This is a genomic window from Mesorhizobium sp. M5C.F.Cr.IN.023.01.1.1 (genome assembly GCF_003997585.1).
Lineage (GTDB): Bacteria > Pseudomonadota > Alphaproteobacteria > Rhizobiales > Rhizobiaceae > Mesorhizobium > Mesorhizobium wenxiniae.
Window position 1 is genome coordinate 86,098 of record NZ_RZSU01000006.1, and the last position, 14,089, is coordinate 100,186.

Here is a 14,089-nt window from a genome sequence, read left to right on the forward strand (position 1 = left end):
GACGATATGGGCGGCGACTGGGTCGCCGCCCCAACTAAACAAAAAAGGGAGGTGGCTTTGACCGAGAAGGTGAAAGTGCTGGTGATTGGTCTCGGCAATATGGGCGCGTCGCATGCCAGCGCCTATCACAGGCTCGACGGTTTTGAGATCGTCGGCATCATGAGCCGCACGATCAAGAGCAACACAAAGATTCCGGCGGAATTAGCCGGCTATCCGCTCTACGAGGATTTCGACCAGGCGCTGAACGAGACCAGGCCGGATGCCGTTTCCATCAACAGCTGGCCCAACACGCATGCCGAATATGCGCTGAAGGCGATTGCCGCGGGCTGCCACGTGTTCATGGAAAAGCCGCTCGCCACCAATATCGAAGATGCCGAAAAGGTCGTCGCTGCGGCCCGCGCCAGGAACCGCAAACTGGTGCTCGGTTATATACTGCGCGTCCACCCGTCATGGATCAAGTTCATCGAAGTCGGCAAGACGCTCGGCAAGCCGCTGGTCATGCGCCTCAACCTCAACCAGCAGAGCAGCGGCAGCGCCTGGCACTGGCACAGGAACCTGATCGATTCGCTGATCCCGATTGTTGATTGCGGCGTGCACTATGTCGATGTGATGTGCCAGCTGACCGGCGCCAAACCGGTCCGCGTTCACGGCATCGGCGCGAAATTGTGGGCCGATGCCGCCAAGCAGAATTATGGCCATCTGCACGTCACCTTCGATGACGGTTCGGTCGGCTGGTATGAGGCGGGCTGGGGCCCGATGATGAGCGAGACGGCCTATTTCGTGAAAGACGTGGTCGGCCCCAAGGGCGCGGTCTCCATCGTCGCCGGCCAGACGGCAAGCAGCGCGGCTGAACTTGCCGAGGTGTCGAACTCAGCCGATATCGACCGGCACACCAAGACCGATGCGCTCAAGATCCACTATGCCGAGGTCGACGGCGACAAGAATTTCAAGAAGCCCGACGAGATCGTCAGCATGGAGGACGAGCCCGGCCACCAGGAGCTTTGCGACCGCGAACAGGCATTCTTCCTGCGCGCCATCCGCGAGGATCTTGATCTGACCGAGCAAATGGATGCCGCGGTCAACAGCTTGCGCATCGTGCTTGCCGCCGAGCAGAGCATCGAAGAAGGGCGGACCGTCGAGTTGGCCTGAGGCCTAGCTCCTCTTCTCCCACAAGGGGAGAAGGCAAGGTAGTCAGCCTGTGCGTCGCGCGGGGTGCTGATCCGAACCGCCATCCAGCCACGCAATGTCGTCGGGCGAAAGCGCAATGTCGAGCGCCTGCAGACTGTCGTCCAGCTCGTCGAGCGCGCGCGGGCCAATCAGCGGGATGGACGGGAACGGCTGGGCCAGGACATAGGCGAGCGCGACATGGATCGGGCTCTTGCCCAGCCTGTTGGCAAGCTCGATCGCCCGGTCGCGACGGCCGAAGTTTTTCTCCGAGTACCAGACCCGGACCAGCTCTTCATTGTCACGCTGATCACGCCCGGCGCGGCCGGTGAAGAAGCCGCGCCCCTGGCTCGACCAGGCAAAATTGGGCATCTGCCGGGCGGTCAGCCAGGCCTTCCATTCATCGCTCGACGATGTGACGCAACCCGGCCAGATCGGGACCAGCATTTCGGCCAGCGAAAAATTGTTCGAAAGCGCGCCCGGCTTTTGCTTGCCGGTCCGCTCGGCATAGGCAATCGCCTCGTCCATGCGTTCCCTCGTCCAGTTCGAGCCGCCGAACGGACCGCGAATGCGGCCAGCCCTGACCTCGCGATCCATGGCGTCGACGAATTCGTCGACCGGCACGTCCGGATCGTCGCGGTGCATGAAGTAGACATCGACATGATCGGCCTGCAACCGGTCGAGCGACTGGGTGAGCTGCTTGCCGATAACATCGGGATAGCAGAGCGGGGTGTGCGCGCCCTTGCCGATGACCACAGCTTGCTCACGTACACCGCGGTTTTTCAGCCATTGGCCGAGCAGCGTTTCGGTGTAGCCGCTGCCATAGATATAGGCCGTGTCGAAGACGTTGCCGCCGGCTTCGAAATAGGCATCGAGCAGGATCATGCCCGAGGAGAACGTTCGAAAATCCTCGAAGCCGAGCGCCAGGCACGAGGCCGGCCGCGGCAGGCCGGGAATTTCGCGCTTCGGGATGGTGGTGCCGCCGGAGCGCAGCCGCCGGCCGGAGATTGTGTTGACGCGTCGTTCGGGCTTCTCGATCCCGTATTCGAGGCCGATGGCGGCACGCCATTTGTCGAGCACGCGCAGATTGCCGAGGCTGTCGGCCCAGCCCATGCCCGGCCAGGCGAACTCCTGCTTTCCGGCCAGGATCGCCTCACCGGCGGCGTCGGCCTCGAAAGCGTAAAGCCAGCGGTCCTCCCTGACCTCGACCACCTCCTCCCCGCCCGGACGGATGATGCGGATGTGGCCGGTGCCGCCTTCCCTACCGGCCGCATACCAGAAATCCGTGACCTCGATGCGGCCCTTGGTGCCGAGGATGCGCAGGACGTTGTCCTGCGCCAGCGAGATGCCGCAGGAGACTTCGGCGACGATGCCGCTGGGAAAGTGCAGCAGCGCCGAGGCCCATTCGTCGACGCCGGACTGGCCAAGATGGGCTGCGCCGACCACCTTGTCCGGCTCGGCGAAGGGTTTTCCCAATGCTGCCCCGGCAATCAGCCGCGCCATCGAAACGGGATAACCGCCGACGTCGAGAATGCCGCCGCCGGCAAGATCGTTGGCATAAAGCCGGTGCTCCGGCATGAAATCAGGCATGGCGAAGCCGAAGCTCGACTTCACCATGCGGACCTCGCCGATCGCGCCGGACCTGACCAGCTCGACCAGTTTTGCCGTCTGCGGATGCAGCCGGTACATGAAGGCTTCGCCGAGAAATGTGCCGGCCTTGCGCGCCGCATGGATCATCGCGTCGGCTTCGAAGGCGGTCAGCCCCATCGGCTTTTCGCAAAGCACGTGCCTTCCGGCCTCGGCCGCCTTGATCGCCCATTCGGCGTGGCTCGGATGCGGTGTCGAAATGTAGACCGCATTGACGTCCGGATCGGCGAGCAAAGCCTCGTAGCCGTCGAGGATGCGGGCGCCGGGGAAGTTTTCAACGAGGCCTGATTTGCCGGGATTGCGTGCGGCAATGGCGACCAAAGTGCCGGTGCGCGAATGGGCGACGCCGCCGGCAAATGCCTTGGCGATGGTGCCGGGCCCGAGAATGCCCCAGCGGATTTTCCGTGGTTCGGACGTCATTTCAAATCTCCTTGGGGTCGCCTCGGCGTCGCGAGCTGGTAAAAGAAAATTGCGTGTCTTTGTGTGCATGTCGTTGTCCCAAACCGCTGCGCACCCTCGGTTCACGCCCGAGGGCATGGGTTTTGGGCGACATGCATTAGCGAATGCGTGCACCTGACTTGTCGAACAGAAGCGACCGGCCGGCCTTGATCGACACCACCATGTGGTCGCCATTCGCCCGCTGCCGCGATGCCTCGCGCTCGATGATCAGTTCCTCTCGTCCGGCATTGGCATAAACGTAGCTCACCGATCCGAGATGCTCGGCGACGTCGGCCTTGACGGCGATGTCGCAATCGCCTTCGCCGCCCTCGAAGAAATGCTCCGGCCGGACGCCGAGCACGACCTCGCTGCCGACTGCAGGTGGGGCACCCGAAAGCGGCTTCCGTAGTTTGGCGCCACAATGGTTGGCGAGTTCGACGGTTATGGCGACGTCGTCGTTGCCGACCACTTTTGCCGCCAGGAAATTCATCTTCGGCGAGCCGACAAAGCCGGCGACGAAGCGGTTGGCCGGGTCATCATAGAGATCGAGCGGCGCGCCGATCTGCTCGATATTGCCGGCGTTGAGCACGACGATCCTGTCGGCCAGCGTCATCGCTTCGGTCTGGTCATGCGTCACATAGACCATGGTGACGCCGAGCTCCTTGTGCAGGCGCGATATCTCGACTCGCATCTGCACCCTGAGCTCGGCATCGAGATTGCTGAGCGGTTCGTCGAACAGGAACACTTGCGGCTCGCGCACTATGGCGCGGCCAATGGCGACGCGCTGGCGCTGGCCGCCCGACAATTGCCGCGGGCGCCGCTTCATCAGTTCGGCGATGCGCAGGATTTCGGCGGCTCGCTTCACCCGCCGCTCGGTGTCGGGTTTCGGGTTGCCGTTCATTTTGAGTCCGAAGCTCAAATTCTGCTCGACGCTCATATGCGGATAGAGCGCGTAGGACTGGAAGACCATGGCGATGCCGCGGTCGGCCGGCTCGACGTCGTTCACCACCTTGCCGCCGATGGCGATCTCGCCGCCGCTGATGTCCTCGAGCCCGGCGATCATCCTGAGCAGCGTGGACTTGCCGCAGCCGGAGGGGCCGACGAAGACGACGAATTCGCCGTCGTCGACGTCGATGTTCGCGCCGTGAATGATCTCAAAGCCGCCGAAGCGCTTGACGACATTTTTGAGTGTGACCGCTGCCATGATGATCCTATTTGATGGCGCCGGCGGCAATGCCGGCGACGAAATGGCGCTGCAAGAGCACGAACACGACGAGCATCGGCACGGTGAGCATCACGGCGCCCGCCATGATGCCGCCCCACGACACTTTGGTGAGGCCGATCAGCGTGCCGAGCGCCACCGGTGCCGTCATCGCGCCGGGCTTCGAATTGATCAGCAGTGGCCAGAGGTAGTTGTTCCAGGAGGCAAGGAAGAGGATGATGGCGAGCGCCGCCAGCATCGGTCGCGCCAGCGGTAGTGCTACAAACAGGAAGATCCGCCATTCCTTGACCCCCTCGACCCGAGCGGCGCCGAACAGATCGCCCGGCATCATCGAGAAGCTCTGTCGCATGAACAGCACGCCGAGCGAATTGAAGAGCGGCGGCACGATCAGCGCCACCCAGGTGTTGGCGAGCTTGAAGTCGCGCGCCACCATGATGAATTGCGGGATCAGCACGACAGCATAGGGAAGCGTGATGGTGCCGAGGATGATCGCGACGACCACGCCCTTGCCGAAGAACTGGTAGCGCGCCAGCGCCCAGCCGGCCATCGAAGTGAGCAGCACCGACAGGAACGTATATGTCACCGCCACCGAGACGGAGATGCCGATAGCGCCGATGAAATTCGTGTCGCGCTGCAAATTGTTGACATTGTCGAGAAAACTGCCGTGCGGCAAAAGTTCGATGCTGGGGCTGAAGATGCCTCTGTCGGGCATGGTCGAAAAGATCACCATCATCCACAGCGGAAACAGCCAGATCAGCGCCAGCGGGGTCAGGAAGAGATGAAGCGCGATGCTGCGTCCCAATCTGGCGGAGGAACGACGGGAAGTGGAATGCGAGCTCATTTCGGGTCCCTCGTCAGCCACAGTTGCACCAGCGAGATGGCGATCGCCAGCCCGGCCATGGTGTAGGCGATGGCCGAGGCGTAACCGAAATTGAGCGATCTGAAGCCCTGGCGGTAAAGCAGCAGCCCGAGCGTTTCGGTGCCGCCGCCCGGTCCACCGCGCTCGGTGATCAGGAACGGCTCTGTGAACAGCTGCATGGTGCCGATGATCGACAGCACGGCGCAGAATACGATGATCGGCTTGAGCAGCGGCAGGGTGATGTAGAAGAACTGCTTGAGCTTGCTGACACGGTCCAGCGTCGCCGCCTCGTAGACATCCTGGGGGATCGATTGCAGGCCAGCGAGCAGGATGATGGCGTTGTAGCCGGCCCAGCGCCAGGTCACCGCGATCATGATGACCGCCATCGCCGGCGTGACGTTGGAAAACCAGTCGATGTGGGGCAGGCCAACGCTGTTCAGCAGCTTGTTGATGATGCCGTAATCGAGGTTGAACATCAGCCGGAACACCGCGGAATAGGCGACTTCGCCGACCACGACCGGGGCGAAGAAGGCGAAGCGGAACAGGCCACGGGCCTTCAGCAGCGGCGAATTGAGCAGCACGGCCATCACGATCGCCAAAGTGATCATCACCGGCACCTGGATGACGAGGATGAGCAGCGTGTTCTTCAACGCGTTGAAGAAGGCCGGATCGCCGATCAGCCGGCCCCAGTTGAAGGTGGGCGCGAACCGCCAGGGCACCGTCCGCGTCGCCTGGAAGGAGATCAGGAAGGAGCTGATGATCGGCCATAGCCAGAAGATCGAGAAGATCAGCAGATAGGGCGCGAGGAAGCGGTACGCCGTGGCGTTCTGATAGCGCATCGTTGCCCTCCTTTGCCTCTCGTTTCTAGGTTTACCGGCCTGCTGTCGAGGTCGGCGCCAGCCTTGTCTGCCTTCTCCCCTTGTGGGGGAAGGTGGATTGTCGCGCAGCGCCAAGACGGTTGAGGGGTGTTGGGAGGAGCGCCGTCGGCGCCAAGCTGGACCACCCCTCATACGTCGCCTTCGGCGACACCTTCTCCCACAAGGGGAGAAGGGAGGCCCGCGTTCAGCTCACTCTTCGACCGGCAGGCCGGTCGCCGAGGCGATCTGGCTTGCGGCATCGTCGAGCGCCGCCTTGGCGTCGGGGTAGCCACCGCCCAGATATTTGGTCTGGACTGCGCGGACGATGATTTCCGCGTCGCTCTGGAACGGCGTGCCGCGGCTGGGGACGACCTTGGGCAAGGTGCCGAGGATATCCTTCCACACCGCCTGGCCGCCCCAATAGGGCTGGCCTTCGGAGACATAGGGGTCGTCGAGCGCCGAGATCAGCGACGGCACCAGGCCAAAACCCTTCAGCATCGCTATCTGGCCCTCATTGGTGGCGAGGGAGTATTTCAGGTAGGCGAAAGCGGCCTCCTTGTTGTTGGACACCGAGGTGATGGCGAGCGACGAACCGCCGAGATTGGCGGCGCGTGGGCCGTCGGCAGTTAGGCTCGGCATCAGGTAGACGCCCCATTTGCCGCTGCCGTCGGGCGATTCGGTGCGTATGGTGCCCTCGAACCAGCCGCCATACATCTGGCTGGCGACTTTGCCGGCGGTGTTGTTGGTGATCTTGGTGCTCCAGTCGGCCGAGGAGATGATGCCGGCGTCCTTCATCTCCTTGATCTTGGTCATCGACGCCACACAGCCCGGCTGGTTGACCGTGATCGACTGCCCGTCGGCGGCGAAATAGGCGCAACCCTGCTCGTTGGCAATCATACGGAAGAATTCGGAGTCGCCGTTGAAATCGGCGTTGGTCATCGTCACGCCGGGATTGGCGGCCTGGATCTTCTTGCCGGCGGCAATGAAATCGTCCCAGGTCTTGATCGAGGCGGGATCGACGCCGGCCTTCTCGTAGAAGTCGCGGCGGTAGTACATCGCGACCGGGCCCGAATCCCACGGCATCGCATAGGCCTTGTCTTCCACTTCGAGCTCGGTGCGCTTGAAATCGGGGAATTTTGCCTGGTCTTCGGCCTTATAGCCCAGCGTGTGAAGGTCGACGAAGCAGTCCGGGAACTGGCTCCAATAGTTCTCGGCCTCGCCGTTCTCGATCGTCACGATGTCAGGCAGCCCCTCGCCGCCGGCAGCGCAGCCGGCGATCGACTTGTCATAGGTCGGCTGGTTGCCGAGATCCTGGACCGTGACCTTGATGTCGGGGAACTGCTTGTTGAAGCCTTCTATGGTGGCCTTCAGCGATGAAGCGGCGACGTTCCAGCTCCAGATCGTGATTTCGCCGGATTGCGCAAAGGCCGGGGCTGAGCCCAGGGCAAGCGCGAGCGCGGCGCAGGTCAGTATGGTGCGCATTGAAATCCTCCCATTTCATTTGCTCTCTCTTCGCGAGCATGGCTAGACTAGGCGCTGGCGAAGGCTTGTCCGCGACAAAGGGAATAAAAAATTGGCGGAAAGTAAGATGCCGGAAAGGCCGTTTTACCAGCCTGGCGCCAGCAGCGTGGAGGGCTTGCCGCTGCTGCTGCAGATGTTTCACACCCAGCCTCTGGTGATGCTGAAGCCGCATTGGCATGCCCAGGTCGAGGTGAATTTCATCGTCCGCGGCAACGTGCACTACCGCATGGATGAGCACGAGATCTCGCTTTCGGCGGGCGACATGTGCCTGTTCTGGGGCGGCCTGCCGCACCAGATGGACGACGCATCAGACGATGCCGTCTATGCCGGTGCGCACCTGCCGCTGGTGCATTTCTTCCGGCTGCATCTTCCCGCCGACGTCCGCAACCGGCTGATGACAGGCGCGACACTAGTGACCGGCGCCACCGACCGGTCGGACGACCACAATTTCGAGCGCTGGAACCGCTATGTCCGCTCGGGCGATCCGGGCAAGGCCGAACATGCCGTCAACGAGCTGTTGCTGCGGCTGGAGCGGGTGCGCTTCGAGCCTTACCGGCTGGTTCCGGAAACCCCGATCGAGCAGGAGCCGGGCAGCCCCTTCGATCAGCAATCCCTGCGCAATGTCGGGCGCATGTGCGACTTCATCGCCGAGAATTTTCTCTACGACATCGATTGTGTAGATATCGCGGCGGCGGCCGACATCCATCCCAAATACGCGATGAGCATCTTTAAGAAATCGACCGGCATGACGCTCAACGAATATGTCAACCTGTTGCGGCTCAGCTACGCCCAGGCACTGCTGATGCACCAGGACGCCAATGTGCTGCGCGTCGCCATGGACTCCGGCTTCGGCTCGCTCAGCGCCTTCAACAAGTCGTTTCGCAAGCTGGCCGGCATGTCGCCGTCCGATTTTCGCAAAGGCGCCGGCGCCAGGTAGTTCCCAGCCAGGTCGGCCCGGCACCAAAACGGCCACGGTTAGTAGCCAATTGAGCGCCCATGCAAGGACGCACCACCGGCCCGAAGCCGGTGGTGCTCTCTGGACAGTCTGTAGGGGCAGGACCGTTCCAGGGATCCCTTAGGATCGGGCTCAAATATCGGCTTTTCCTTGACCCATGGCATCGGCCGAACAGATGAAGGACCCTGCCAACTGGCTAAGAATCTCGACAGTGCGATGCGCCGCCGAGCAGCGCATGATTTGCAATATTATTCGGCTGCGTCAGGAATTTCGCCGGAGGTGTCGTCGGAAGTCTCTGCCGGATCGGCCTTTCTTGCCAGGAACTTGTCCAAGGCTGCCTGCAAGGACAGGGTGGCCTGCGGTGAGGCCGGCGTCGTCGAAACGACAGCCATCGCATGGGCAATTCCCCGAGTGGACTTGTCCTTGGCCGCCGCAGACGTTGCGGCTCCGTGTCCCTGCGATCCAGCCCCAGCCGAATTTCCGCCATTGCCGTTGCTTGCGCCGTTACCCTTCCCGCCGCCATTGCCGCCGGGTCCGGCGAGGACTGGAGACGCGACAAGGGCGAGAGCGGCGACCGTTGCGAACAGACTGGTTCGAGTTTTCATAAGTTCCTCCTTCGAGCCGCCCTCCCGCCAGGATGGTTCCGGACTATGAATATGAGGACTCTCTAATATGAAAGGTCCACTATCGGCCAGTGTGATTCAAATGCACCTGTCCGCAAGGGACCTTGGTCCGAAATTGAAAGGCAAAGGTCCTAGACTATACTTGGGGACGTATTTGGCGCGGCGAACAAAGCGCCTGCAGGCCACAACGCAGCCGGAAAGGACAAGCTCGCTCCGTCTTCTGGGTGATGCCGTGCTGCCGCCAAACACGATCGAAGCTTGATTCCCTGGAAGGAAACTGGAGCGGGTGAAGCGATTCGAACGCTCGACCCCAACCTTCGATGGAGTATGCTGGAGCTGATCGGCCCGCCGAGCATTCAGATCTCCAACCTTAAAGTCAAACGCTCCGCTCCCTGGTTGTTGCCGGGCACACTATCCCTTCCGAGCTCCGGCGGCTGGTCGAGAAACTCGTAGACAAGCCAAAAGAGGCTCAGTAGTAGCGACCACCGCTGCTATCGGCAGCACAAAGCGAGCAGCCGTGCTCTTTTAGGAAAAAGGGCTGCCGGTCCGCATGCTTGTTAGGAACGAATCGACATTGCACAATTGGATGCGCTGGCTTTAGCTCGCGGGCGCTTCCTTGTGACCCGATTCCAAGGTAGAGCGAAGCCATTCCTCTCGCAGGACTCTCCAATATGAAAGGTTCACTATCAGCCAGTTTGGTGCTGCCCCAAAAACCAAAAAGCCGCGGCGAACCGCGGCTTGCCGATGTTTGACTCCCTGGAAGGAAACTGGAGCGGGGTGAAGTGATTCGAACGCTCGACCCCAACCTTGGAAGCGTCAATTTCTGCCAACGCCGCTCTATCCGAATCTCCGCCACCAGAATCCGAGATGATCAATACCAGTGAAATGATGCAGGTCCTTCTGGACCACGTGGCAAGCCGGCAGCTGAGCAGACGCAGCTTCCTGGCTTCAGCATATGGACCCTCTTGGGTAATACGAATTGAAAATTGCGCCCTCATGTTTCAAAACAGGTCGATAGACTCGCGAGGATTGTTTCGTGCGGGTCGCCGACTGTCCTCAAGCCGAGAATTCTAAAAGACGTTCAACAATGACCCAGCACGTACAAAACGCTCGAATTCTCATGTACAGCCACGACACGTTCGGGCTCGGCCATTTGCAGCGCTGCCGGACGATCGCGCATTCGCTGGTCGAGGATTTCCGCGGACTTCAGGTGCTTATCATTTCGGGTGCGACTATCGCTGGCGCCTTCGACTACCGCGCCCGTGTCGACTTCGTGAAGATCCCCAGCGTCATCAAGTTGCGCAACGGCGAATACACCTCGCTGGAAAAGGATATCGATCTGCATGAGACGCTAAGAATGCGCCAGTCGATCATCCGCCACACAGCCGAGACCTTCCGGCCGGATATCTTCATCGTCGACAAGGAACCGCTCGGCCTGCGCGGTGAGATCGAGGACACGCTGTCCTACCTGAAGACGCGGGGCACCACGCTCGTGCTTGGCCTGCGCGAGGTGATGGACGCCCCGCATCTGCTTGAAGCAGAGTGGGCACGCAAGGATGTGATGCGCAAGATAGGCCTGTTTTACGACAAGGTCTGGGTCTATGGTCCGCCGGATTTCTACGATCCGTTGACCGGTTTGGATGTGCCGCCGGCTGTCAGGGCAAAGATGAAGTTCGTCGGTTTCCTGCAACGGAGCCTGCAGAAGAACGAGTTGCCCGGCCACCGGCCCGAGGGTGATTATATCCTCGTTACCACCGGTGGCGGCGGTGACGGCGCCGAACTGATCCACAGCGTCATCGATGCCTATCAGCAGGATCCGCAATTGCAGCATAGGGCACTGATCGTGCTTGGGCCTTACATGCCGGCGCGCAAGCGCAACAAGCTGCTCAAGAAGGGATCCAAAATCCCCTATATCAAGATCATCGAGTTCGACAACCGCATGGAAGAGCTGATTGCCGGCGCCAAGGCAGTCGTGGCGATGGGCGGTTACAACACCTATTGCGAGATACTGTCTTTCGACAAGCCGGCGCTGATCGTGCCGCGCGTCAAGCCCCGCGAGGAACAACTGATCCGAGCACGGCGCGCAGCCGAACTCGGCCTCATCGAGATGCTTTTGCCGGAACAAGCCGAGGATTCCCAGCGGTTTGCCGATGCACTGGAGGTGCTGCCGGACCGGCCCGGCCCATCGCAGAGCCATCCGCATTTGACGCTGGAAGGCCTGCCTCACATTTCCGAAATCGTCTCGGAACTGCTCGACCGGCGGGGCGGCCATCACCTTTCGGTCATTGAAGGCGTGAACTGAGTTGCAACATTGCAAGATCGTCGTGGTTCTTAAGGGCTATCCGCGGCTGTCGGAAACCTTCATCGCGCAGGAACTGCTCGGTCTGGAGCGTGCGGGGTTCGACCTGATACTCGTCGCGCTGAGGCGGCCGACCGACGCAAAACGCCACCCCGTGCATGACGAGATCAAAGCGCCCGTCCATTATTTGCCGGAATATCTGCATGAAGAGCCGCTGCGCGTGGTTCGCTCGCTGTTTGCTTACCTGCTGCGGCCGGGCTTCTGGCGCGCGCTCGGATCGCTGGCTACCGATATCCGCCGCGACTTTACGCGCAATCGCGCGCGCCGCTTCGGGCAAGCGCTCGTGCTGGCGGCCGAATGGCCGGAAGGCGCGGGCTGGCTGCATGCACATTTCGCGCACACACCGGCATCGGTGACGCGCTATGCCAGCCAGCTTCGTGGCCTGCCCTGGAGCTGCTCGGCCCATGCCAAGGACATCTGGACTTCGGCGGACTGGGATCTGGCTGGCAAGCTTTCCTCGGCGCGCTGGACGGTCACTTGCACGAAAACCGGCTTCGACCGTCTGAAAAAACTCGCTAACGGCAACTCGTCTGTGCATCTGAGCTATCATGGGCTCGACCTTGATCGCTTCGGCAGTTTCGGCGAGGCGCGAAAACAGCATGACGGCTCGGCGCCGGACGAACCGGTTATCGTTCTGAGTGTCGGGCGCGCCGTTGAAAAGAAAGGTTACGATACGTTGCTGGAGGCCCTTGCCCTCTTGCCTGGTGATTTGGCGTGGCGTTTCGAGCATATCGGCGGCGGCGAGGAACTGGAACGGTTCAAGGCGCTGGCGCAAAAGCTCGGCCTGGATGGTCGCGTCTCTTGGAAAGGCGCGCTTGCGCAGGAGGAGGTGCTTGAGCACTACCGCTGCGCCGACATCTTCGCCCTGGCCTGCAGGATCACCGCAAATGGCGACCGGGACGGTCTGCCGAATGTTCTGGTGGAGGCGGCCAGCCAGCGGCTTGCCTGCGTGTCGACCGACATTTCCGGCGTGCCGGAGCTTTTATCGCCGGATGAAACCGGGCTGCTGGTTCCGACGGAAAACCCAATTGCCCTGGCACAGGCGCTGGAGCGGCTGATCCGTGATCCCGTGCTGCGCGCCCGCCTCGGCGACGCCGCAGAGCGGCGCGTGCGCGGTGATTTCGATCATATGGCCAGTATTGGACAGCTCAAGGAACTGTTCGAGCGGGAGTGGCGGGCCGCCGAATGAAGCGGCTGCGCGCCTTCTTCTATGTCCAGCACTTGCTCGGTATCGGCCATCTCGCGCGCGCCAGCCGCATTGCGGCGGCTATGGTCGATGACGGGTTCGACGTAACCGTCGTGACCGGCGGAGCGCCGATCGCGGGGTTTCCGGGACCGGGTGTAACATCGGTAGCCCTGCCACCTGTCACCTCCGGTGATGAAGGATTTTCCGGACTTGTCGACCTGCAGGGCAAACCCATCGACGATGATTTCAAGAAACGGCGTTCAGAGATGCTTCTGCAGGCATTCCGGGATTGCAGGCCTGATATCGTCATTGTCGAGGCGTTTCCATTTGGACGCCGGCAGATGCGTTTCGAACTCCTGCCGCTGATCGAAGCAATCGACGCGACGTCGCCCAGACCGCTGCTGGCGACGTCCGTCCGTGATATCCTTCAGGAGCGCGTCAAGCCGGGCCGAAACGAGGAAACGGTGGATCTCATCAACAGGCATTTCGACCTTGTCATGATCCACGGCGATCCGGCTTTCGCAACCATCGACAAGACATTTCCACTGGCTGGGGCGATCAAAGCCGAGGTCGCCTACACAGGGCTCGTTGCCGCGCCGCCATCGCCCGCGGCCTCCGAGCGCTTCGACGTTCTGGTGTCGGTTGGCGGCGGGGCTGCCGGAAAGAGCCTTGTCAGATCCACCATCGCAGCGGCGCGGCATGCCAACAACGCTTGGAAATGGTGTTTGATCACCGGCCCAAACCTACCGAAAGATGAGTTTGACGTGATCGCACGCGATGCCACGCCGGTGCTGTCCATCTTCCGGTTCCGCGAGGATTTCGCCAGCCTGCTCACCGGCGCGCGCCTGTCGGTCTCGCAGGCGGGTTACAACACGGTCTGCGATGTCCTGCGCGCGGGTTGTCGCTGCCTGCTCGTTCCATTTGCAGCCGGCGGGGAAACCGAACAGACGGTTCGCAGCCTGATGCTCGAAGAACTCGGTCTTGCGACCATGCTGATGGAAAAGGACCTAACGCCTGAAGGTTTGGCGCAAGCGATCGAACAGGCGCTTGTGGGACCGACGCCGTCCGCGCATCGTCTCGATCTGGAAGGCGCGCGTCGGTCGGCGCAAATCCTGCGCGAGCGGTATCGAACATGGTCCCCAAAAGTGGGGCCCGGTTTCGGAAAAGTTCATGATCAGGCAGACGATAGATCCTACGCGCGTCGCGTCTGGTGAGATTCGCGCGACGCGCTTCAAGCCCATGTCTTTGTCGTCCCAAC

The 14,089-nt window shown here is 61.6% G+C and carries 11 protein-coding genes; 5 read left to right on the plus strand and 6 right to left on the minus strand.

The features are described 5' to 3' along the window. Positions 1–57: 57 nt before the first annotated feature. On the plus strand, positions 58–1,149 hold the full coding sequence (locus tag EOA78_RS04460) for a Gfo/Idh/MocA family oxidoreductase (RefSeq protein ID WP_127314046.1): 1,092 nt from the start codon (positions 58–60) through the stop codon (positions 1,147–1,149). Positions 1,150–1,191: 42 nt separating this feature from the next. On the opposite strand, the gene EOA78_RS04465 is transcribed toward EOA78_RS04460, so the two are convergent. The 5 genes from EOA78_RS04465 to EOA78_RS04485 all read right to left on the minus strand — a co-directional run bounded on the left by EOA78_RS04465 (position 1,192) and on the right by EOA78_RS04485 (position 7,669). Then, positions 1,192–3,231 carry an aldo/keto reductase gene (locus EOA78_RS04465; RefSeq protein WP_127314047.1) on the minus strand — a complete coding sequence of 680 codons (2,040 nt, stop codon included), beginning with the start codon at positions 3,229–3,231 and terminating at the stop codon, positions 1,192–1,194. 136 nt (positions 3,232–3,367) lie between these two features. Beyond that, positions 3,368–4,453 carry a sn-glycerol-3-phosphate ABC transporter ATP-binding protein UgpC gene (gene ugpC, locus EOA78_RS04470; protein WP_127314048.1) on the minus strand — a complete coding sequence of 362 codons (1,086 nt, stop codon included), beginning with the start codon at positions 4,451–4,453 and terminating at the stop codon, positions 3,368–3,370. A gap of 7 nt (positions 4,454–4,460) precedes the next feature. Next, complete coding sequence (locus EOA78_RS04475) at positions 4,461–5,312, minus strand: carbohydrate ABC transporter permease (RefSeq protein ID WP_127314049.1); 852 nt, start codon at positions 5,310–5,312, stop codon at positions 4,461–4,463. Further along, positions 5,309–6,169 (minus strand): sugar ABC transporter permease, encoded by an 861-nt coding sequence (locus tag EOA78_RS04480; RefSeq protein ID WP_127314050.1) that lies wholly within the window; start codon positions 6,167–6,169, stop codon positions 5,309–5,311. Before EOA78_RS04480 ends, EOA78_RS04475 begins: the two co-directional genes overlap by 4 nt. A gap of 228 nt (positions 6,170–6,397) precedes the next feature. After that, positions 6,398–7,669 (minus strand): ABC transporter substrate-binding protein, encoded by a 1,272-nt coding sequence (locus EOA78_RS04485; RefSeq protein WP_127314051.1) that lies wholly within the window; start codon positions 7,667–7,669, stop codon positions 6,398–6,400. A 106-nt stretch (positions 7,670–7,775) separates the two neighbouring features. Here EOA78_RS04485 and EOA78_RS04490 point away from each other — a divergent pair, with 106 nt between their 5' ends. Next, complete coding sequence (locus EOA78_RS04490) at positions 7,776–8,645, plus strand: helix-turn-helix domain-containing protein (RefSeq protein WP_127314052.1); 870 nt, start codon at positions 7,776–7,778, stop codon at positions 8,643–8,645. A 266-nt stretch (positions 8,646–8,911) separates the two neighbouring features. Here the strand turns inward: EOA78_RS04490 and EOA78_RS04495 are convergent, their stop codons facing one another. Next, positions 8,912–9,268, minus strand: coding sequence for a hypothetical protein (locus tag EOA78_RS04495; RefSeq protein ID WP_065006520.1), 357 nt, complete (start codon positions 9,266–9,268; stop codon positions 8,912–8,914). Positions 9,269–10,373: 1,105 nt separating this feature from the next. Between EOA78_RS04495 and EOA78_RS04500 the strand changes: the two genes are divergently transcribed. From EOA78_RS04500 to EOA78_RS04510, 3 genes are read left to right on the plus strand one after another with little or no spacing between them, the layout of a single operon-like run. Then, on the plus strand, positions 10,374–11,588 hold the full coding sequence (locus tag EOA78_RS04500; protein ID WP_127314053.1) for a glycosyltransferase family protein: 1,215 nt from the start codon (positions 10,374–10,376) through the stop codon (positions 11,586–11,588). Position 11,589: 1 nt separating this feature from the next. Next, complete coding sequence (locus EOA78_RS04505) at positions 11,590–12,834, plus strand: glycosyltransferase (RefSeq protein ID WP_127314054.1); 1,245 nt, start codon at positions 11,590–11,592, stop codon at positions 12,832–12,834. Next, positions 12,831–14,045: a glycosyltransferase family protein gene (locus EOA78_RS04510; protein ID WP_127314055.1), complete on the plus strand. Its 1,215-nt coding sequence runs from the start codon at positions 12,831–12,833 to the stop codon at positions 14,043–14,045. Before EOA78_RS04505 ends, EOA78_RS04510 begins: the two co-directional genes overlap by 4 nt. Positions 14,046–14,089: the final 44 nt, after the last annotated feature.